This is a genomic window from Maribacter litoralis, assembly GCF_003075045.1.
In the GTDB taxonomy this organism is placed as follows: domain Bacteria; phylum Bacteroidota; class Bacteroidia; order Flavobacteriales; family Flavobacteriaceae; genus Maribacter; species Maribacter litoralis.
The window spans coordinates 696,226-717,209 of sequence record NZ_QCZD01000003.1 but is presented as its reverse complement, the minus strand read 5'-3'; the positions used below and the strand labels follow the sequence as shown (position 1 = coordinate 717,209).

At 37.3% G+C, this 20,984-nt stretch carries 19 protein-coding genes; 13 read left to right on the top strand and 6 right to left on the bottom strand.

Annotated features, from left to right (window positions below; genetic code table 11):
- Window positions 1–4: 4 nt before the first annotated feature.
- The 3 genes from porY to DCS95_RS14695 all read left to right on the top strand — a co-directional run bounded on the left by porY (window position 5) and on the right by DCS95_RS14695 (window position 2,963).
- A complete protein-coding gene (porY, locus tag DCS95_RS14705; protein WP_116771532.1) occupies window positions 5–1,279 on the top strand; it encodes a PorY family sensor histidine kinase in 1,275 nt (424 codons plus the stop codon).
- A gap of 121 nt (window positions 1,280–1,400) precedes the next feature.
- On the top strand, window positions 1,401–2,258 hold the full coding sequence (locus DCS95_RS14700) for an SdiA-regulated domain-containing protein (RefSeq protein ID WP_164674207.1): 858 nt from the start codon (window positions 1,401–1,403) through the stop codon (window positions 2,256–2,258).
- 3 nt (window positions 2,259–2,261) lie between these two features.
- Window positions 2,262–2,963 carry a TVP38/TMEM64 family protein gene (locus DCS95_RS14695; RefSeq protein ID WP_116771530.1) on the top strand — a complete coding sequence of 234 codons (702 nt, stop codon included), beginning with the start codon at window positions 2,262–2,264 and terminating at the stop codon, window positions 2,961–2,963.
- Window positions 2,964–2,971: 8 nt separating this feature from the next.
- Here DCS95_RS14695 and DCS95_RS14690 read toward each other — a convergent pair whose 3' ends face one another.
- Window positions 2,972–4,024 (bottom strand): phosphotransferase enzyme family protein, encoded by a 1,053-nt coding sequence (locus tag DCS95_RS14690; protein ID WP_116771529.1) that lies wholly within the window; start codon window positions 4,022–4,024, stop codon window positions 2,972–2,974.
- A gap of 190 nt (window positions 4,025–4,214) precedes the next feature.
- On the opposite strand from DCS95_RS14690, the gene DCS95_RS14685 reads away from it, so the two are divergent.
- Complete coding sequence (locus DCS95_RS14685; RefSeq protein WP_116771528.1) at window positions 4,215–4,769, top strand: hypothetical protein; 555 nt, start codon at window positions 4,215–4,217, stop codon at window positions 4,767–4,769.
- A gap of 3 nt (window positions 4,770–4,772) precedes the next feature.
- On the opposite strand, the gene DCS95_RS14680 is transcribed toward DCS95_RS14685, so the two are convergent.
- The 5 genes from DCS95_RS14680 to nirB all read right to left on the bottom strand — a co-directional run bounded on the left by DCS95_RS14680 (window position 4,773) and on the right by nirB (window position 10,807).
- Window positions 4,773–5,357, bottom strand: a complete 585-nt coding sequence (locus tag DCS95_RS14680) for a precorrin-2 dehydrogenase/sirohydrochlorin ferrochelatase family protein (RefSeq protein WP_116771527.1) — start codon at window positions 5,355–5,357, stop codon at window positions 4,773–4,775.
- A complete protein-coding gene (locus DCS95_RS14675; RefSeq protein ID WP_116771526.1) occupies window positions 5,344–7,194 on the bottom strand; it encodes a sensor histidine kinase in 1,851 nt (616 codons plus the stop codon). The genes DCS95_RS14680 and DCS95_RS14675 overlap by 14 nt, the downstream gene beginning before the upstream one ends.
- A 22-nt stretch (window positions 7,195–7,216) precedes the next feature.
- Window positions 7,217–7,807, bottom strand: a complete 591-nt coding sequence (locus tag DCS95_RS14670) for a DUF4202 domain-containing protein (protein ID WP_116771525.1) — start codon at window positions 7,805–7,807, stop codon at window positions 7,217–7,219.
- A 21-nt stretch (window positions 7,808–7,828) separates the two neighbouring features.
- Window positions 7,829–8,209, bottom strand: coding sequence for a nitrite reductase small subunit NirD (gene nirD / locus DCS95_RS14665; RefSeq protein ID WP_116771524.1), 381 nt, complete (start codon window positions 8,207–8,209; stop codon window positions 7,829–7,831).
- A gap of 81 nt (window positions 8,210–8,290) precedes the next feature.
- Complete coding sequence (gene nirB / locus DCS95_RS14660; RefSeq protein ID WP_116771732.1) at window positions 8,291–10,807, bottom strand: nitrite reductase large subunit NirB; 2,517 nt, start codon at window positions 10,805–10,807, stop codon at window positions 8,291–8,293.
- A gap of 123 nt (window positions 10,808–10,930) precedes the next feature.
- On the opposite strand from nirB, the gene cobA reads away from it, so the two are divergent.
- The 9 genes from cobA to DCS95_RS14615 all read left to right on the top strand — a co-directional run bounded on the left by cobA (window position 10,931) and on the right by DCS95_RS14615 (window position 20,719).
- Window positions 10,931–11,704, top strand: coding sequence for a uroporphyrinogen-III C-methyltransferase (gene cobA, locus DCS95_RS14655; RefSeq protein ID WP_341865196.1), 774 nt, complete (start codon window positions 10,931–10,933; stop codon window positions 11,702–11,704).
- 247 nt (window positions 11,705–11,951) lie between these two features.
- A complete protein-coding gene (locus DCS95_RS14650; protein ID WP_116771522.1) occupies window positions 11,952–13,379 on the top strand; it encodes an MFS transporter in 1,428 nt (475 codons plus the stop codon).
- Window positions 13,380–13,391: 12 nt separating this feature from the next.
- Window positions 13,392–14,150, top strand: coding sequence for a Crp/Fnr family transcriptional regulator (locus DCS95_RS14645; RefSeq protein WP_116771521.1), 759 nt, complete (start codon window positions 13,392–13,394; stop codon window positions 14,148–14,150).
- Between the two features lie 249 nt (window positions 14,151–14,399).
- On the top strand, window positions 14,400–15,788 hold the full coding sequence (locus DCS95_RS14640; protein ID WP_116771520.1) for a CmpA/NrtA family ABC transporter substrate-binding protein: 1,389 nt from the start codon (window positions 14,400–14,402) through the stop codon (window positions 15,786–15,788).
- A gap of 33 nt (window positions 15,789–15,821) precedes the next feature.
- Window positions 15,822–16,922: an ABC transporter permease gene (locus tag DCS95_RS14635; RefSeq protein WP_116771519.1), complete on the top strand. Its 1,101-nt coding sequence runs from the start codon at window positions 15,822–15,824 to the stop codon at window positions 16,920–16,922.
- Between the two features lie 17 nt (window positions 16,923–16,939).
- Entirely contained in the window at window positions 16,940–17,779 is an 840-nt protein-coding gene (locus DCS95_RS14630; RefSeq protein ID WP_116771518.1) for an ABC transporter ATP-binding protein, read from the top strand.
- Between the two features lie 13 nt (window positions 17,780–17,792).
- Window positions 17,793–18,617, top strand: coding sequence for an ABC transporter ATP-binding protein (locus DCS95_RS14625; protein WP_116771517.1), 825 nt, complete (start codon window positions 17,793–17,795; stop codon window positions 18,615–18,617).
- Between the two features lie 35 nt (window positions 18,618–18,652).
- Complete coding sequence (locus tag DCS95_RS14620) at window positions 18,653–19,936, top strand: alginate export family protein (protein ID WP_116771516.1); 1,284 nt, start codon at window positions 18,653–18,655, stop codon at window positions 19,934–19,936.
- Window positions 19,937–20,047: 111 nt separating this feature from the next.
- Window positions 20,048–20,719, top strand: a complete 672-nt coding sequence (locus tag DCS95_RS14615) for a response regulator transcription factor (RefSeq protein WP_116771515.1) — start codon at window positions 20,048–20,050, stop codon at window positions 20,717–20,719.
- The last annotated feature ends 265 nt before the right edge of the window (window positions 20,720–20,984 follow it).

Genomic DNA, 20,984 nt, shown 5'->3' with positions numbered 1-20,984 from the left:
CATAATGAAACTTCTAAACCACACTACAAAATACTTTGCATTACTGCTTATCGTACTTATATCGATATGGGCGGTAATCTTCTATTTTGCTATGATAGATGAGGTGTATGATAGTTTAGATGATGGTTTGGAGAACCAAAAAGAGCTGATCATAGATGCGGTAAAGGTAAATCCGGATTTGTTGCAGGATACTGATTTCGGGGTAAACAACTACACCATTAAAAGAGTAGACTATATAGGTCAAAATAAGTTTAAGGATAGCTATCGCGATACTTTAATGTATATGCAGAACGAAGATGAGTATGAGCCCATTCGCCTGCTTGAAGGTGCTTTCGAGCAAGATGGAAAATCTTATAGAATAAAGCTCATTACCTCTATGGTTGAAGAGGATGATCAAATAGAAAACCTATTTACCTATTTGGTCGGGCTTTATTTGGCACTGGTGTTAAGCATTGTGGTGTTGAATAACTTAGTTTTAAAAAAGGTTTGGAAACCATTCTATTCTCTAATAGACAAATTAAAGGGGTTTAGAATTGAAAAAGATGAGCCTATAAAACAAGAACCAACAGCTATTGATGAGTTTAATTTGCTTAACCAAAGTGTAGAACGGTTAACAGAAAAATCTCGCGATAGTTATATTGCCCAAAAGCAGTTTATTGAAAATGCAGCTCATGAATTGCAGACTCCGCTCGCTATTGCAATTAATAAATTAGAGTTGTTACTGGAGAAAAATGAATTGACAGGGCACCAGACCGAAGAGGTAGGCGGTGTATTAGATAACTTAACACTTTTAACCCGATTGAATAAATCATTATTGCTGCTCTCTAAAATTGACAATCGCCAGTATTTAGAGGAGGAGCAGGTAGATTTCAACGGACTTATTGACAATGTTGCGGCAGATTTTTTAGACTTTGCCACACATAAAAACATGCAAATTAGCGTGGTTTCAAATGCCAAAGCAAGGTATACCATGAATACCGATTTGGCTATAATTATGATCACCAACTTAATTAAAAATGCCATTTTACATGGTGAGGAAGGTAAAGAAATAGCCATTGAAATTGAAGAAAATAAGGTAATCATAAAAAACTACGGTCAAGATAAACCGTTAGAGATTGACCAACTATTTACACGGTTTAAAAAAGTATCTGCAGATAGTCGTTCAACCGGATTAGGACTTGCCATCAGCAAAGCTATAGCTGATAAATACAACTTGCAATTAAAGTACTCTTTTGCCCAGCAGCATATTTTTACCGTAATTTTTAACACTAAGGGTTAAGGTTTTTATAAAATACCGGTTTGGGTATACCCGTTCCTATTTCTTTACAGATTTGACAGTTACCTTTATATAAATAGTTTTAAATAAAGGAATTATGACAACTTCAAATAAAACATTAAACATGGCAAAAGTAAAGTTTTGGACCATTGCAGCCATTGTTTTTGGTATGGCTTTCCTTTTTATGAACTTTAGGGATTGGGTACCGTACGATAGTGCCGAAAAGGTGGCATATGAAATTTCTGGAAGATGGGAGCTACCTGCAGAACTTCGCGAAGTTTCCGGTATTTCTTGGATGGATGAAAATCAAATAGCCGCAATACAAGATGAAGACGGTATTATCTTTATCTATGATTTGGAGAAGAAAAAAGTAATAGAGGAGATAACATTTGGTGGTGCCGGTGATTATGAAGGTCTGGCAACTGAAGAGGATAATGCCTATGTACTAGAAAGCGATGGTACTATTACGATAATTGAAAATTTCGAGGAACAGGATAGAAAGGTAACGTCGTATGAGACCAATTTTAATGAAAAAAACAATATGGAAAGTCTATGGTTAGATTTTCCTGAAAATCAATTATTGGTAATACCTAAAGACCGCGATATCAATTCAGATAACATGAAAGGTGTGTATGCTTTCTCTTTAGATGAATATGAATTGGCGTATAAACCTGTTATGCAATTAAATATGAATGATCAGGTATTAAAGCACTTTAGGGAAAAGAAAGTGTATAAAAATTTTAGGCCATCAGATATTGCCATTCATCCTAAAACAAAGGAAATTTATATGTTAGAAGGTGCTAAACCCAAACTACTGATTCTAGATAAAAACGGAGTAGCCAAAAAGGGATATAGTTTAAATAAAAAGGTTTTTCCACAACCAGAAGGCATCACTTTTAGTCCAGATGGTGAGCTGTATATCTCTAGTGAAGGTAAAAAAGACGGTGTAGGCACCATAACCAAATTAAAGTTGTTACTTTAAAATATGCAGAACAAAGAAACCAAAACTTCTAAAAGCAAGCTGCCCTTATATATTTCCATAAGTATTTTGGCAGCTTTAGTCGTGTCTTACTTTGTAGTGCCCAGCGTACAGAGCTTTTTAGACGAAGCTTGGTCAGTGCTACTGAGTGATGATGAAGAGCGTATTAAAAATTGGGTCTCTGGATTTGGTTGGTTAGGACCTTTTGTGTTGGTATTGGCGATGGTGGCTCAGTTATTCTTATTGGTTGTTCCCAGTGTTTTATTGATGGTGGTTTCTGTGCTGGCTTATGGTCCTATTTGGGGCAGTGTCATTATCATTGCATCGGTATTTGCAGCTTCTTCGGTAGGTTATTTTATAGGTAGTTATTTTGGTGATGCATTCGTGAAAAAAATTATTGGGAAGAAATCTGAAAAGAAAGTAGCATCATTTTTAGATGACTATGGGTTTTGGGCCGTAATTGTTACCAGGCTAAACCCATTTTTGTCGAATGATGCCATAAGTTTTGTGGGCGGAGTGTTGCATATGGGGTACTGGAGGTTTATGGGAGCTACACTAATTGGCATATTACCTTTAACAATTTTCATTGCCGTTTTTGGTAAAAGTATAGACGACTTAAAAATGGGATTGTTATGGGGTTCACTGGCAAGTTTGTTGTTTTTTGTTCTTTATGTTTGGTGGGATAAACGAAGAAAACAAAAAGATTAATGCCAAACTTAAGCAAGTTTACCTTGAATATAAGTTTGCATAAACTCTTTATGGTCTAAAGCTTTTTCTGCAAAATTAAAGAGGCTAAGGCAACGATCTAAATTCTGATTTTTATAAGTCACTTTATAATATCTGTTATTATTCAGGTAGTCTGTTAATGCACGAAGCCCATGAATAAATGGCATAAACACAGCACCAAGCGGAAGACTTTCTTTTTCGGCTATTGATAAAAATGATCCATTCGTTGCTAATCCGTCCACGAAAGAAGTGAACAAGGTTTTGTTGAATGAAATGAGGTTGTGGTTTTGTTCATCTTCGGCAGCTGTATTGACAACCGTTCTAATGGCATCGCCAAAATCATAAAAGAAAAATCCTTTCATAATAGTATCTAGATCAATAAGGCATAATGCTTTTTCAGAATTTTTTGAGAAGAGAATGTTATTAAGCTTTGTATCGTTGTGGCAAACTCTAATGGGTAAGCCACTAGTATTTAATTGATGTAACTCTGTTATAAAATGCTGCGCTTTTGTTATGGCCGCTTTGGCAGTGGTAAGTTTTTCTGTATCTGCAGTTTGCAAAGCTTGTTGAAACTCTTGCTTTCTATGATATAGTTGATGAAACTGTGGTAAGGTGTCCTTAAAAATAGCTGTGTCAATATCCTGTAAGAGTTGATGAAATTTTCCAATTATGCGTCCTGCTTCAAATGCGGTTGCTGGGTTAGTTGTAGTGTTGTATGTGGTGCTATTGGGTATGTAGGTCATCATCCGCCAGAACTCATTGTTTTGAATGAGATGGTTTTTACCGGTTCTGGTGCTTAAAAAAGTTATTTGCTCATAATCAGCTGCACTAAGAATAGGCAGTGCAAATTGAATATTATCCATTAAAATAAGGGCATTCTCAAAAACATTTGTATTTATCTTTTGAAGAATATACTGCCGACCGTCACCCTCTTGAACCAAATAAGTATCATTTATTAGTCCGCTATTTAAAGGAGTCCACTGAGTTGAATTTTCGATGAGGTTGAATTCGTTCAGTATTTCTTTGATGGATGCCGAGGTCATGTGGTATGAAAATGTTTAAGCTTTTAAAGGTATAGAAAACCGTGCTTTTCTTTTTCTATGTTTAGATAAGTTTTATCCTCAGCATTAAAATTTAGTAGGAAATTTCTTTATTTTATGCAGTTGGCCTAATAATAATACGATTTTGAAAATAAAGAAGTTAGTATCATAACCAATTAAAATTCCCCCAAGAATGAACAAGATTACAACCTGCATAAAGGTGGCTGTATTATGTATTACCTCTACCTATGTACAAGCCCAATGTGAAGTATTTAAAAGTGAAATTAGCGATGTACAGAGTTATATGCAACAAGTGAGTCAGCTTTCAGATTCTTTAAGTACCTCTGCAGAAATAGCCGCTTTTGATGCCTCTTTTACCAAAGCAAGAACAAATACAAAAACGGTAATGCTATTAATGGGGCAGGCGGTAAATGCTGCTGACGAAGCCGTTATTTTAGCTTCTGAGGCACAATACGATTCAGAAAGTTGTGGTTTGGCAGAAGCGATTAGTTATACCATCGATGCGGAAAAACATGCCATAGATACACGTGACTTTTCTGCTGAAGCTTTTGAAAATGTCAAAAGTGCTGCAAAAGCACGAAACCTAGGAAATTTGCAGTACTATATGCGAATAGCTCAACGCCTAATGAAAGAGGCACGGGAATCTGCAGATGCATCTGTCTATGCTGCAGATAATGCACATTATAGCTGTAGCCACGATCTGGATCATGTAAGTTTAGAGAGGTAGTTTTTACTTCTCTTTTTTATTTACCAGACCTTTGGTGAATTCATTTAGGGTGTCTACTTTTTCTTCAAAATCACCCTTAATGGTTTTTCTGAATTCGTTGAGGTTTTTAACGAGGTCGTCAATATTTTCAGGAATTACGTCCTCAAAAAACTGGCGTAACCTTTTGGCGGTAGTTGGCGACTTTCCGTTTGTTGAGATTGCCACCTTTACATTTCCTTTGGTAACAATGCCTCCCATATAAAAATCGCAGTATGGTGGGTTGTCGGCTACATTTACCAAAATTTGTCTTTCTCTACAATCATGGTACACCTGCTCGTTTACGGGCACGTTATCCGTTGTTGCAATGGCTATATGTTTCCCTTTCAGAAAAGAGGCATCATATTCGGCAACATTCATTTTTATATTGAATTTATTGGCAAGTTCTATGGTTTCGTCCCTAAACATAGGCGCAACCATCTCCACTTGGGCATTGGGGCTTGACTTCAGTAGAAAAGTCAGTTTCTCAAGAGCTACATTGCCCCCGCCAACAATTAAAATATGAAGGTTAGATACTTTTAAAAATATGGGATAAAGCTCATTCCGTTCCATGTAAAATATTGTTTTCTTCTGTTTTATAATTGATGGTAACCCGTGTACCTCTGCCAATTTCCGAATTTATAAAAAGGCGCCCGTTTATATAATCTATACGTTCTTTCATAAAAAACAGCCCCATACCACCCTCACTGTTATTTTTTGGTAATTGAGCCAATAAAGTATCGTCAAAACCTTTTCCATCATCATCAATGACCACACTTAAAATAGGATAAGAGTAATTTAAGGTAACCAAAATATAATTGGATTCAGCGTATTTAATAGCATTGTTCACTGCTTCTTGGGTTACACGATAAATATTGGTTTCCGCTAAGGAATCAAATCTAATATTTGCATCGGTCTTATTTTTGAACAAGACAGATTTTCCGGTAAGTTTAGATAGCTCGGCGGTCATTTTTTGTAGTGCTGGAAAAATTCCGTGATCACCAAGTTCCGGCGGTGTAAGGTTAAAAGTGGCCGTTCTCACCCCTTTGATCAAGTCTGACGTTAATGACTTTAAGTAGGCGATTTTCTCACTCGTTTTTTCCTTGTCCTCAATATCTATTGATTCAATATTAAATTTAAGGGCGGTCAGCATTTGCCCAATGCCATCGTGAATATCTTTTGCTATACGCTTACGTTCTTCTTCTTGCCCCTCCACAATTTGGCTTGCCTGCAATTTTTTCTGCTGCATGCGTTCCTCAAAATTCTGCTTGGTCAGCTCTTGTACTTTAAGCTGATTTTCTTTGCGTTCGGTAATATCTGAACATAGAATTAAAATATCTTGCTCTAAGGAAGATTGATGCATAGGTACAATAGACATGTCTAACCAAAGGGTTGAACCGTTGGTGGTTACTACCTGTAGTTCTTCATTTCTAATGATATTTTTTCTGTTGATTTTTAGAACCTCTTTTAAATACGATTGTTGACCTTCTTCGGTGGTTAAAATTTCTGAAATTGGCTTGTTTACGGGAGTAGAGGTATGGCCCAAGAGATCAAGAAATTTTTTACTGATAAAAACAATGCTTCCGTCTTTGCGTATGCTTGCAAATAGTGCGGCATTATCAATTACGAAGTTAAGCTCTTGTAATTCCTTAAGTGAGCGTTCTTTTTCATCGTATAGGCTTTGTATTTTCTCCAATTGATTTTTAGACTCTGCGTCTTTACCAATTAGATGACCAATAGTATTTTTGATTTGGATGGACAAGGGTCTGAAAATAACAAAAATTTCTAGTAGAAGAATCAATAATGAAAAAGCAAGTAACCAGTATTCCTTTCGTTTTAATTTCTGAAGCTGTTCGTTACTACGCGCATCGTATTCGTTTACGATTTGATCCATGATATTCAAAAATTGACGCTCATTGTTTAGTAGGGCATTAAGGTCTGCTTGGTCTACGGGTGCATTGATATCTTGTTGATGGGTCAATAGCACATGTTCTATGGCATCGACCATTGCCGAGTGGTGTGGGTCTAGTTCTTTAAATAAAGATTGTACTTTGGGATCATCTTCATACGGTAGGTTAAAAGAAGCATCGCTCAAATGAAGCCCCTTATGAGATTCTTTCCAAATCTCTAGTGTTTTCACAATTTCCGACAGCACCAATTCTTTGTCCTTAGCATTTGTCAATTCTTTGAGCAGCAAAGTCTCTTTGGTTAGTTTTTGACTAAAGGCACGCTGTCTACCGGCAATATTTATAAGTTGTGAATCTCCAGATTGTGCTTTGAGATGTAGTTGTATAAGAACCTGAGCAATTATAACGGTAAGCGCAATAGCGGCCAACGCCAATAAGTACCATTTACGTATACGTATAAACGTAGCGGTGTCCAATGGTATGTTACGCTCGTCATTATCCATAAAAAAGAATAGTAAATTTCTACTAGGCGTGTAGCGCCTTGGTAATTAAATCTAAAGAAAATTTGGAAAGCGGCAGTTTTAATGCAGCTTTTTGACCTTTTGGCGACATTTTTCTCCACGTTTTTTGAAGAATATCAATGGTTTTGTCTTCAGGGTGTTTATGGGCAAAAGGTTCAAAATAGAACTCCAAAAAAACCAAACAAATGACATCTTCCAAGGTTTGGGTTTCTTCGTTTTTCTTTAGTTGTTTTTTTTGTAACAGAAACTTGACATTGTCAATGGTTTCTTTGTCGTAACCAACATCTTCTAAAATAGAAGCCGCTTTAGTGGCATGGAATTTTTTTAATTCTTGTCGCCATCTTAGGTAGCCTTCACGGTTCATCTCGTAAGATTCCCTAGGTATTTCCCATCTACAAATATGTTGACATCTGGCAGTAAGGCGCAATGCTTCAGAGGCGTTGGGGTCAAATGCATTTAACCTTTCCGTCATTCGTATACCATAAAGTACTTCTTTAGGGTATGTGGTACCTTCAAAAACTTCTGTATTGGGATCTTGCTTATTGGCTTCGTCAAAATATTTAAATGCAAGTAGTAATTTATCCGTGGTCGCCATAAGTCTTAAGTTTACTCAAAGCTATTCAGAAAACCCAACATACACAAAGTCCGACTCTATTTTTACGGGATAAGTGGCAATTGCATCCAACGAGCCATTTAAGTTTTCACCTGTTTTTAAAGAAAATGTATTTTTATGAAGCGGGCATGCCACTTTAGCTTCCATATTTTCTTCCCCTATCATACCTCTAGAAAGTACCATTTCCATTTTATGCGGACAAAGATTTTGGCAGGCATACCAGGTACCTTCTCTTGTAAAATTAAATACAGCAATTTGTTTGTCCTTGTATTTTATGCAAGCACCACCGTTTTTAGGAAACTTAGAAATAGGTGCAGCTTTGAACCAAACCTTAACTTCATTTGCAGCTACACTTTCATATGTGTTCAAAACAGGTAAAGACATAATTTCGATTTTTAATGTTTAATAAAATTCTACTTAAGAATATCAGCTAACTACCAAACAACAACTGTCAACCGACAATTGTTACGCCCACTCTTTAGGCATTTTTTGTTCTCTTAAAGACACAAATTCAATATTGTTATCCGTTTCTTCAGAATTAACAAAGTGCGTATAACGCGCTCTAATTTCTGGGGTTTCCACTGCCTCTTTCCATTCGCATACATAAGAATCTACCAAGGCTTGCATTTCGGCATCCAATTCATCAACAATGCCCAAAGAGTCGTTGATAACAACGTTTTGTAAATAGGTAATACCACCTTCTAATTTCTCTAACCATGGGGCAGTTCTTTGCAAAGGTTGTGCGGTTTTTATGTAGAACATGATAAAACGGTCTACATATTTTATTGCTGTTTCCTTATCAACTTTTTCTGCTAGTAATAACGCGTGTTTAGGTGTAGCGCCACCATTGCCGCCTACATAAACATTCCATCCACCTTCAACTGCAATAAACCCGAAATCTTTACCTCTTGCTTCTGCACATTCGCGAATACAACCAGAGACACCACCTTTGAATTTATGAGGAGAACGTATCCCTTTGTAACGGTGCTCTATTTCAATGGCAAAGCTTACACTTTCATCCATACCATAGCGGCACCAGGTAGAGCCTACGCAACTTTTTACGGTACGTAAAGATTTACCATAGGCTTGACCCGTTTCAAAACCTTCCGCAATCAATTCTTCCCAAATCATGGGAAGTTCATGTAGTTTTGCTCCAAACATGTCAATACGTTGTCCACCGGTAATTTTGGTATACAGGTCATATTTTTGCGCTATTCTACCAAGTGCCATTAATTGTTTTGGTGTAATTTCTCCACCGGCTACCCTTGGTACTACCGAGTAAGTTCCATTACGTTGAATATTGGCTAAATAGCGGTCGTTACTATCTTGTATTGTTTCTTGTCTATTGGCTGTTTCATTGTATAAACTGGCAAATATTGCAGCAACAGCCGGCTTGCAAACTTCACAACCGTTACCAGAACCCACTTCATCTAAAAGTGTGTCGTAATCAGTAATACCTTTTAGTTTTGCGAGATCAAAAAGTTCTTGACGAGAATAATCGAAATGCTCGCATAAACGTTCCTTTACAGTTTTACCTAACGTTTTTAAACTTTCCTTTATTAAGTCGGTCACCATAGGTTTACAACCACCACAACCGGTAGTTGCCTTTGTGGCTTTGGCTACATCTTTTATGGTTTCGTTGCCATTATCTAAAACAGAGCAGCAAACATCACCCTTGGTAACAGCTTCACAAGAACAGATTACTGCTGTATCGGGTAGGTCCATGGCGCTTCCAAAAGCAGAACCCCCTTCACCTCTAGAGCCAACGATCAGTTCTTCGGCATTATCTGGCAAAGGCATATTGTTGAGGTACATTTGATGAAGAATGCTATAATCTTCGGCATCACCAACCATAATTCCACCTAATAAGGTTTTCCCGTCATGGCTAACATTTATTCTTTTGTAGATTCCCTTTGTTTTGTTTTCATAGATAATGGAAAGTCCTTTCTCGGCTGGCATATAGGGAATACCAAAACTGGCAACATCAACCCCTATCAATTTCAGTTTGGTAGACATATCAATTTCAGACTTCATGACCACGTCACTTTGTTCAAGAATTTGATTAACCGCAACCTCTGCCATTTCATAACCTGGGGCAACCAAACCGTAGATCATTTGGTTATACAATGCTACTTCGCCAATGGCAAAAATGGTTGGATCGGAAGTTTGCATTTTATCATTTACCACAATACCGCCACGTACGCCCATTTCTAGATTACAGGTTTTTCCTAGTTCATCCCTTGGTCGTATACCTGCTGAAATGACCAACATATCCACATCTAATTTGTCATCTTCGCCAAAATCCATTCCTGTAATTGCGCCATTGCCCATAATACTGTTGGTAGCTTTTCCGGTATGTATCGATATACCTATAGATTCTAGGGTTAGTTGTAATACGTTGCTACTTCTAGCATCTAATTGCCGGGGCATCAATTTTGGGGCAAACTCCACTACATGTGGTTCTAGACCCATGTCCATAACCGCCTTACCTGCTTCAAGACCAAGAAGTCCGCCACCAAGTATTGCCGCTTTGCCGTCTGGCTTTGATTTTTTTATTTCTTCGGCGTATGATAACATCGCCTCTAGATCTTCAATGGTTCTATAGACAAAGACACCCTTTTTTTCTACACCTTGAATAGGAGGAACAAATGGTGCCGATCCTGTAGCCAAAACTAAGTAATCATAAATAAATTCTTTTTCACTAGCGGTAGTAATGGTCTTTTTACTTCTATGGATATCGGTAACCCTTTCATTAACTATCAATTCTATATCATTATCGGCATACCATTCCAAAGGTGCCATTTCTAATGCTTTGGCGTCTCTGTTTTCAAAGAATTCGCTTAAGTGCACCCTGTCATAGGCAGCGCGTGGCTCTTCACCAAAAACAATCAGTTTAAAATGCTTACTTTCTTCACGTGCGGCAAATTTCTCACAGAATTTATAACCTACCATTCCGTTACCGACAACAATTATTGTTTTCATACCCATATTGTTTAGCTACTTAGCAATATTACGTATAAATACGTATATAAATACTGATTTTATGAAAATAATTACGTATTCTTGTTGAAGAATCCATAATTAACAATGCTAAATACTATGAAGATGGAATTGGAAAAAACAGCAAAAGTAAGTTTGGTAGGTGCGGGTCCTGGGGCTAAAGACCTAATAACAATAAGGGCTATGAAGGTTTTGAACCAAGCCGATATTGTTTTATATGATGCATTGATCAGTGATGAGCTATTGTCTGAAATACGTACCGATATACCTAGGGTGTTTACAGGTAAAAGATGTGGAGAACATTCGCACACACAAGATGAAATCAATGAACTTATAGTAAGATATGCCTTTGAGTACGGCCATGTGGTACGCTTAAAAGGAGGCGATCCTTTTGTTTTTGGTAGAGCGAACGAGGAGATAGAATATGTAGAATCATTTGGTATACCGGTAAGTGTAGTGCCTGGCATTACTAGTGCAATAGCAGCACCATCTAGTCAAGGTATACCTATGACCAAACGAGGGGTAAGTAGTAGTTTTTGGGTTATGACGGCAACAAAAAGAGATGGTTCGTTTTCTCAAGATTTACAGTTTGCTGCCAAATCATCTACCACTATGGTTATATTAATGGGGATTAGAAAGTTGAAAGAAATAGTTGAAGAAGTTAGTAAATATAGGGGATTGATGACACCTATTGCTGTAATTCAAAACGGAACTACTACGCATGAAAAATGTTATGTAGCTACTTTAGATTCGCTGAACACTATTTCAGGAGAAGTTGATATTACACAGCCTGGTATTATTATTATTGGTGATGTGGTAGCTGATCATCCATCATTTTTTGAAGAAGAAGTACTGCGTATTCTTCACCATGCCATTTAACCGTTAAATGACATTATATCACTAACTATATTCTGGTCATTGCCAAAAAGAGTATGCGGATCAATGGCAAATATTGATGTATCTTAAATATTTCTTGCATTAAATTCAGAATTAAATAATAGGAGTTAACCTATTTCTTCTATTCTTTAAAAATACGTAGTAAATTAAAATTATATTCAAAACTACGTATTATTACGTATTTATTATAGTAGGTTTGTATTCATTCAATAACGGAATCTGCTATATAATGGAAAGTCAAACTAAAAAATCTACTACCTTAAAATTAACGAATGTAAAAAGTTTACCCATTCGTACTTTTTGGATAACCTCAATTGCATTTTTCATATGTTTCTTTGCTTGGTTTGGTATTGTACCATTTATGCCAGATGTGGTAAAGGATTTAGGGTTGACCCCAGATCAAAAATGGAATTCTATCATATTAGCGGTTACAGGTACTGTTTTCGCTAGACTTCTAATAGGCAAACTTTGCGACAAGTTCGGTCCTAGGTTATGTTATACCTATTTATTGATATTAGGTTCCATTCCTGTAATTCTTATTGGTTTTGTGCAAACGCCGTTACAGTTTTTAATATGTAGGTTGTTTATTGGTTTTATAGGAGCATCGTTTGTTATCACCCAATTTCATACTTCAATAATGTTCGCCCCAAATATTGTAGGTACAGCGAACGCTACCTCTGCTGGATGGGGAAATTTAGGTGGTGGTGCCAATCGTTTAGGTATGCCATTAATTGCTGCAGCAGTGGTAAGCTTTGATGTTGCCGATGAAATTGCTTGGAGATATTCTATGATTATCGCTGGTATTATTGCTATGTTAATGGGTGTTGTATATTACTTTTTTACCCAAGATACTCCGGAGGGAAACTTCAAAGAATTGAAAGAAGCAGGTAAAATGCCGAAGCTTAAAAAAGATGAAGAATCATTTTTAAGTGTATTAAAAGATTATAGGGTTTGGATCCTTTTCATTGTATACGCAGCTTCTTTTGGAATGGAGCTTACCGTGTATGGTACAATGGACGATTATTTACAAAACACGTTTGGATTAACAAGATCCACCGCGGGTAATCTAGTACTTTCATTTGCGCTCATGAACATTTTTGCCCGTACCTTGGGCGGCTTTTTCGGTGATCGATTCGGTAGATTGAAAGGGTTACGAGGCAGGGTGCTTTTCTTGACCGTAATATTGGCGCTAGAAGGCGTTATGCTTTCTACCTTTTCATTGGCCACAAGTTTTGCAATGGGTATCATATTTTTAATAGCCTTTAGCTTAACGGTTCAAATGGCAGAAGGGGCCACCTTCTCGGTTGTGCCATTTATCAACAAAAAAGCAATTGGTTCTATATCGGGCATTGTTGGTGCGGGTGGCAATGTTGGCGCATTTTTAGCGGCACTTTTACTGAAATCAAAATCGGCAATGGCAGAGACCAACGCGTTGGCTGCAAATGCTAATTTAGGAGAAGAAGCAATGAAAGCGGCTCAATCTGCTGCAGCGTCGGGTGCGGTATCAAGCGGGTATTTAATAATTGGAGGCTTTGTTATTGTTACGGCACTAACCACACTTGCCATTAAATTTTCTGCGGAAGATGAAAAACAGGTGAAAGAAGAATTACAAAAGGCAGATACCCCTGTGGTCAAATTATCACCAAGTTCCATATAAGTTCGTAAACCTATGCGAGAAGGCACAAATCAAATATCGACCTATACTGAACAGCAAGATAAGCTGCTTGCTAGTGCCTGTGGTATATGTACGAATCAAAATTGCCTTATTCAAAAGAACATCCACACTCCTAATATTGGCAAGCTAGTAAAAGCGAGAAAAGAAATAAAGTGTAAAAAGGGACAGCAGTTCATTATGGAGGGTGCTTCGGTTACAGGATTATTTTTTCTATTAAGTGGCAAAGTAAAAGTATTAAGAACCGGTCTTCATGGTAAAGAACAAATAGTACGCTTTGCCACCCCGGGTGAAATAATAGGGCACAGAGGTTTTGGTACAGAAGAGACCTACCCTATTAGTGCCATTGCTTTGGTAGATTGCACATTGTGTTACTTCTCAAAAGAACTACTTCAAGAAACATTAAGAGAAACACCCAGTCTTACTTATGACTTTATGTTGTTTTATGCCAATGAACTTAATCGCAGTGAAATTAGAGTAAAGTCTTTATCTCAAATGACGGTTAGAGAACGTGTCATAGATACCTTATTATATATTAACCGCAAGTTTGGGCAAACCAACGGCTATTTCTCCCTCTTATTAAGTAGACGTGAATATGCAGATTATGCGGGAACTACCGAAGAGCAGGTCATACGAATGTTCTCCATCCTTAAAAAAGAGGGTTTGTTGATTACCAAAGGCAAAAGAATTGGCATTTCTGATATCACACTTCTTAAAAAAGAAATTTCAGAGCATAATTTCTACTTGGATAGTTAATAGTACGTACTATCTAATCACACATACTTACGTAGTTGTCACAATTTCTTTTATCAGAAGTAAAAGGTTAATTAACAGCGTTTTAATAATAAAACCTGCTTTTTCGCAGATTTTAATATGGTTTTAGAAGGGTTTTTAATATGGTATAAAAAGAGGTTTAAACATTCCTAATCGCATTAATGAAAATTGTTGTTACGTATATATTTGTAGAAATAAGTATAAATACGTAGAAAAATAAATAATAGGATTATGAAAAACATTTTTACTTCATCTATTTTAACCTTTTCCCTAGCCTTGGTCTTTACGGCTTGTGGAGATACAAAAAGTAAGAAAACCGAATCGGTTACTGAAGAGGCGGTAGCTTCTAAAACTAAAATGCTAGATATTGAAAAGCCACAGTTAACCTTCGGTTTTATTAAACTGACCGATATGGCTCCTTTGGCGATTGCTAAAGAAAAAGGCTTTTTTGAAGAAGAAGGACTTTTTGTTTCTGTAGAGGCACAGAGTAACTGGAAAAACGTATTAGATCGTGTAATCGATGGGCAATTAGATGGTTCGCATATGTTGGCAGGTCAGCCAATTGCTGCAGGTGCAGGTTTTGGCAGACAAGCAGAATTGGTCACTCCTTTTTCAATGGATTTAAATGGTAACGGAATAACCGTATCTAATGATGTTTGGTCTAAAATGAAACCAAATGTACCTGCTGATTCTGATGGTAAGCCAATTCACCCTATTAAGGCAGATGCTTTAAAACCGGTAATTACATCTTATAAAAATGAAGGGAAGCCTTTTAAAATGGGAATGGTTTTCCCAGTATCTACACACAATTATGAATTGCGCTATTGGCTAGCGGCAGCAGGAATTCACCCAGGTATGTATACTGCAGATAACGTGCAAGGGCAAATAGATGCAGAGGTGTTGTTATCGGTAACTCCTCCGCCACAAATGCCGGCAACATTAGAGTCTGGTACTATTTATGGATACTGTGTAGGTGAACCTTGGAACCAACAAGCGGTTTTTAAAGGAATCGGTGTTCCAGTAACTACTAATTATGATATCTGGAAAAACAATCCTGAAAAGGTATTTGTAATGACAAAGCAATTTGTAGAGCAAAATCCTAATACGGCCATTGCGGTTACAAAAGCATTGATCAGAGCCGGTAAATGGTTAGATGAACCTTCTAATAGAGCAGAAGCGGTTGAGATATTGTCCATGTCACAATATGTGGGCGCACCAAAAGAGGTATTGGCAAATTCAATGACAGGAACCTTTGAATTTGAAAAAGGTGATAAGCGCGAAATGCCAGATTTCAATGTATTCTACAAGTACAACGCAACATATCCATTCTACTCTGACGGTATTTGGTTCTTGACACAAATGCGTAGATGGGGACAGATTCCTGAAGCTAAAACTACAGATTGGTATGCTAGTACCATTAAAGATATCTACAGACCGGACATCTGGAAAAAAGCGGCAGATCTTTTGGTAGCTGAAGGACAAATACCTGCAGCAGATATACCTGCAACCGATGGTTATAAAGCACCTACATCAGACTTTATTGATGGTACCAGCTTTGACGCTAAAGACCCTATTGGGTACATCAATAGTTTTTCTATCGGAAACAAGGATAAAAAGTAAGCACACATATTCATTGACTTTAAACAAATTATTATGGAGCAAGAAATGGTCTTAAAAAATGAAAAAAGTTTGTCTGCAAGCATAAAACAGCTGCTTTTAAAACTTACACCAAGTGTAAAAAAGGATGGTATTCTAAAATCTTTGAAGAATGCCGGTATAACACTTCTATCCATTTTATTGTTTATAGGTTTATGGCACATGGGGTCAAAAGCCCTTTACAATAAAGAGGCAAATTATAAAATCGAAAAAGCATTACAAGAACGAGGCGAAGAAGCTGCTGCTGCCGAGCGTGCATGTATAGAATCGGGAGATAGTAGCTGCCAGCCCAATACCTTGCCTTCTCCTTCACAGGTTTGGGCATCTTTAAAATCTTTGGTTGCCGATCACCAAGTAATTAAAGCGGATAAGGCCGCTTTTGCAGAAAAATTGTCCGCAACCAATGAAAAATTGATTGCACAAGGTAAAGACCCAATAGTCTACACCGGTAGAGCTTCGTTTATAGACATTGTGCTAACAAGTATAAAAACGGTTTTTGCCGGTTTTCTTTTAGCATTGTTAATTGCCGTGCCTATTGGAATAGTGATCGGTCTTAGTCCGTCTTTACGTAGTGCGTTTAATTGGTTTATTCAAGTATTTAAACCTGTGTCGCCCGTAGTTTGGTACTTACTGGTATTTATGATCGTAAAAACGTTATATATCGGCGATAGCTCAGACAATGCCTTTGTCATCTCTTTTATCAGTGTTGGGCTTTGTGCCATGTGGGCAACTTTGGTCAACACGGCTATGGGAGTATCATCGGTTGATAAAGATTATATCAATGTTGCCAAAGTTTTGAAATTGGGTACGTTCCAAAAAGTATTCAAGGTAATTCTACCATCATCACTACCGTTAATTTTTACAGGATTACGTATTACCCTTTCGGTAGCATGGATGGTATTGATCGCTATTGAACTACTGGCACAAAGTCAAGGTTTAGGACTTTTTGTTTGGGAAGAATTCCAAAACGGAGCAAACGACTCTAACTCCAAAATCATTGTGGCCATGTTCGTCATAGGTATTATTGGTTTCTTGTTAGATAGATTGATGTTGACGGTACAGAACATGGTTTCTTTCAACAAAAATGAGATGGCATAATTTATAAAAAGAAGCACATGGCATACTTAGAACTAAATAATATATATAAAACCTATGGTGAGGGCGATGGTAGTACAGAAGTACTGTCTAACATTAACCTTACTATGGATGAAGGAGAATTTGTAGCAATCGTAGGCTTTACCGGTAGCGGTAAAACCACCTTGGTAAACTTGATCAACGGCTTGTTGCAAGCCACTAGTGGCGAGGTTCTTTTTAAAGGGAAACCGGTAACGGATACCAGTCATGAACGTGGTGTAATTTTTCAAAATTATTCCCTATTACCTTGGTTAACGGTTGGGCAGAATATTTACATGGCGGTAAAAGAAGCTTTTCCAAAAGAAAGTAAGAAAGTTCTAATGGAAAGGGTTAAAGACTACGTGTCAATGGTAAGTCTGAGTCCGGCAATAAATAAAAGACCAAAAGAGCTTTCTGGCGGAATGCGCCAAAGGGTTGCGGTTGCCCGTGCCTTGGCCATGAATCCTGAGATGATAATTATGGACGAGCCCTTAGGAGCCTTAGATGCTTTGACCAGAGGTAACCTGCAAGACGAGATCTTGAATATTTGGAGCCAAGACAAGCGTACGGCATTATTGATTACCAATGATGTGGACGAAGGTATTTATATGGCAGACCGCATAATTCCATTAAAACCAGGTCCGAATGCCACCTTGGGTCCAGAGTTTAAAATAGACATTGAAAGACCAAGGGATAAAACGGCCATGAACGATAATCCTGTATATAAGAAAACCAGAAATGCCATTATAGAATACCTAATGGATATAGGTGATGAGAGAAAAACGGTATCTGATGTAGAATATAAATTGCCAGAGCTTACCCCAAAAAGTTTTGTGGCCTAAAGAATTGGAAAAAATGAATACAGTACAACAATCTAACGAAGTATATTCAGAGAACGGCATTGTTTATCCTTCAAACATAATGCTAGACCTTTCTAAATTAAAGAAAGTATACCCTACGCCAAAGGGGGATTATGTGGTTCTTGAAGATTTGAATTTACAGATCTTAAAAGAAGAATTCGTAACCATTATTGGTCACTCAGGTTGTGGCAAAACCACAATGCTTTCAATGATCGCTGGTCTTAATCCGATTTCTGGAGGTAATATTTCTGTTTTGGGCAACCCGGTAAAAGGTCCAGGTCCAGATAGGGGCGTTATTTTTCAATCTCCTAGCTTAATGCCATGGATGACTGCTTTACAAAATGTATTGCTAGGGGTCAATCAGGTTTTTCCACAGGCGACCAAAGGGCAGCGACAAGACATAGCAAAATATTATTTGCACAAAGTAGGACTTGAAAATGCATTTCATAAAAAGGCATCAGAATTATCACAGGGTATGCAACAACGTGTGGGTATCGCAAGGGCATTTGCCATTAAACCCAAAGTATTGTTGTTAGATGAACCTTTTGGTATGCTAGATTCTTTGACCAGGGGAGAATTACAGGATATTCTCATTGAAATTTGGAACAAAGAAAAAATTACAGCGGTCATGATCACACATGATGTTGATGAAGCCATCTTTTTAGCCGATCGCGTTATTATGATGACCAGTGGGCCGAAGGCAAAAATAGGAGATATTCTCTCTATTGATTTTGAACGGCCACGAACTCGCAAATCTGTATTGGAGAGCGATGATTATTACACTTACAGAAAACATTTGATAGATTTTCTTGAACACTAACCATTAACTAACTCAGTATTTAAACAGTAACTATTATGAAAAAACAATACCTAATTATCACTCTGTTATTTTTGACCGGTAATGCAATGTGGGCACAATTTACGCTCGACGGTCAATTTAGACCAAGAACCGAATATAGACATGGTTTTGGTAATATTATACCAGATGCGGCAGATGCTGGCTTTGCAATATCTACCCGAGCACGATTAAACGCAAAGTACTCAACGGAAGCCTACCAGTTTTATCTAAGCATACAAGATGTATTGGTTTGGGGTGAAAACAGACAAATATTGCCAGACGATCAAAACGATTCTTTTGCCGTTTTTGAAGCTTGGGCCAATATAAATTTAGGAAAAGGTTGGACCACTAAATTAGGTAGACAATCTATTGCTTATGATGACCAACGTATTTTTGGTGGGTTAGATTGGGCACAGCAAGGTAGAAACCATGATGCCGGACTTTTAAAGTACAAAAAAGACAAGTTTATGTTAGACATAGGTCTTGCTTTTAGTCAAGATTTTGATAATCCTACAGGGTTTCAGTCTGTAGGTACGGCATATAATACATCTGGTTTTTTTACCTATAAGACCATGCAATATGTATATGCAAAACAACAATGGGATAAATTCTCTGGTAGCTTTTTGGCATTGAACAACGGTTTCCAAAATTTTGATACTGATGGCGCTGCCGATGGTATAAGTAGTTTGCAGACCATAGGTACACATTTAGGGTATAAGGCAGGAAGCTTTAGCGCAAATGCCAATATATTTTTACAAACGGGCGAAAGACAGAATGAAGTAAAAGTTGGTGGTGCATATTTATTGGGTCTTGAATTGGGTTATAAAGCCAGCGATAAGGTAGCATTGGGCATTGGTACAGAAGTAATAAGCGGTAACAAGGCCGATACCACAGATAAGACCGAAGCTTTTTTCCCACTGTATGGAACTAATCATAAGTTTAACGGATTCATGGATTATTTCTACGTAGGTAACCATGCCAATTCCGTAGGGCTGTTTGATATTCACGCAAGTGCAAAATTCAGCTTAGGAAAGCAGTCTAGCTTATTGGTAAAGGTATTGAACTTTAGTGGAGAGCAAGAATTACCAAGTGGAGAAAAGTCATTGGGTACCGAAGTTGATTTGGTATTCGCTAAAAAATTCAAAGGCTACGGACTGGCAATTGGCTATTCTCAAATGTTCGCTGCAGACGGTATGTACGAGCTTAAGGGAATTACAGAAGACCTTGCGGCAAGTAGCCAAAATTGGGCATGGGTACAGTTGACCATCAAACCTCAATTTCTGAACACCAAAAAAGAATAGTATTTGTATTTAAATTAGTTTGGTTCTACGGTCTATACAGCACATTATGTATAGGCCGTATTTTTTTAAAATTATATGTAATTTAGCGTCGTACGTATAATTACCTATATTTTGAGTGAAACAACAAGAATAGTATTGGCAGATGATCACGCTTTGGTAAGGGACGGTATACGTTCTTTATTGGAAACCGAGTCTGATCTAGAAGTGATAGGGGAAGCATCAAATGGCAAGGAGGCTATTGATTTGGTTGCAGAAGTTGACCCAGACATTTTGATTATCGATATTAGAATGCCCGTTATGAACGGTATTGATGCCGTGGCAGAACTCACCAAAAGTAAATCGCCGGTAAAGACCATTATACTTTCCATGCATGATTCTGAAGAGTATATCTTAAAATCTATTAGCTCTGGTGCCAATGGATATTTGTTAAAGGATACCGATAAATCAGAATTTATAAAGGCAATACACACCGTTAGGGAAGGTGGTAAATACTTTAGTGGAGATATAAGCAATGTTCTTGTAAATAACCTATTGGGTGCCAAAAAAGAGGTAGTAAAAGAGGACACACCTAAAAAGACAGGTGAAAATGTATTTGATCTTACCAATAAAGAATTAAAGGTTTTAGAATTGGTGCTATCTGGTTTAACCAATCAACAGATTTCAGAAAAGCTTCAAAACAGTAAGCGAACCATAGAAACGCATCGATTTAATCTAATGCGTAAGATGGACGTAAAGAACCTAATAGACCTTTCTAAAAAGTCGCAGAAGTATAACCTTATTTAATCAAACTTGTATTCAGCTTTATGAGCTGATTGGGATAAGCTTAATACTGAGATACATTTATCCATTTTCACTAATTAAAGCAAGCAGCTTGTTTTAACAAGTATGTGCCGTAGTTTGCTATTCTTTGATTTATTCTCAGTATTTGTCCTTATTAATTTAGAATCACTAGTTTTTAGGCAAAACATTTATCATAAAAAAGTACGTATTTATACGTACTTTTTATAATTTGCAGTGTACTTCTAACCCATTCTTTATCATTGATAAA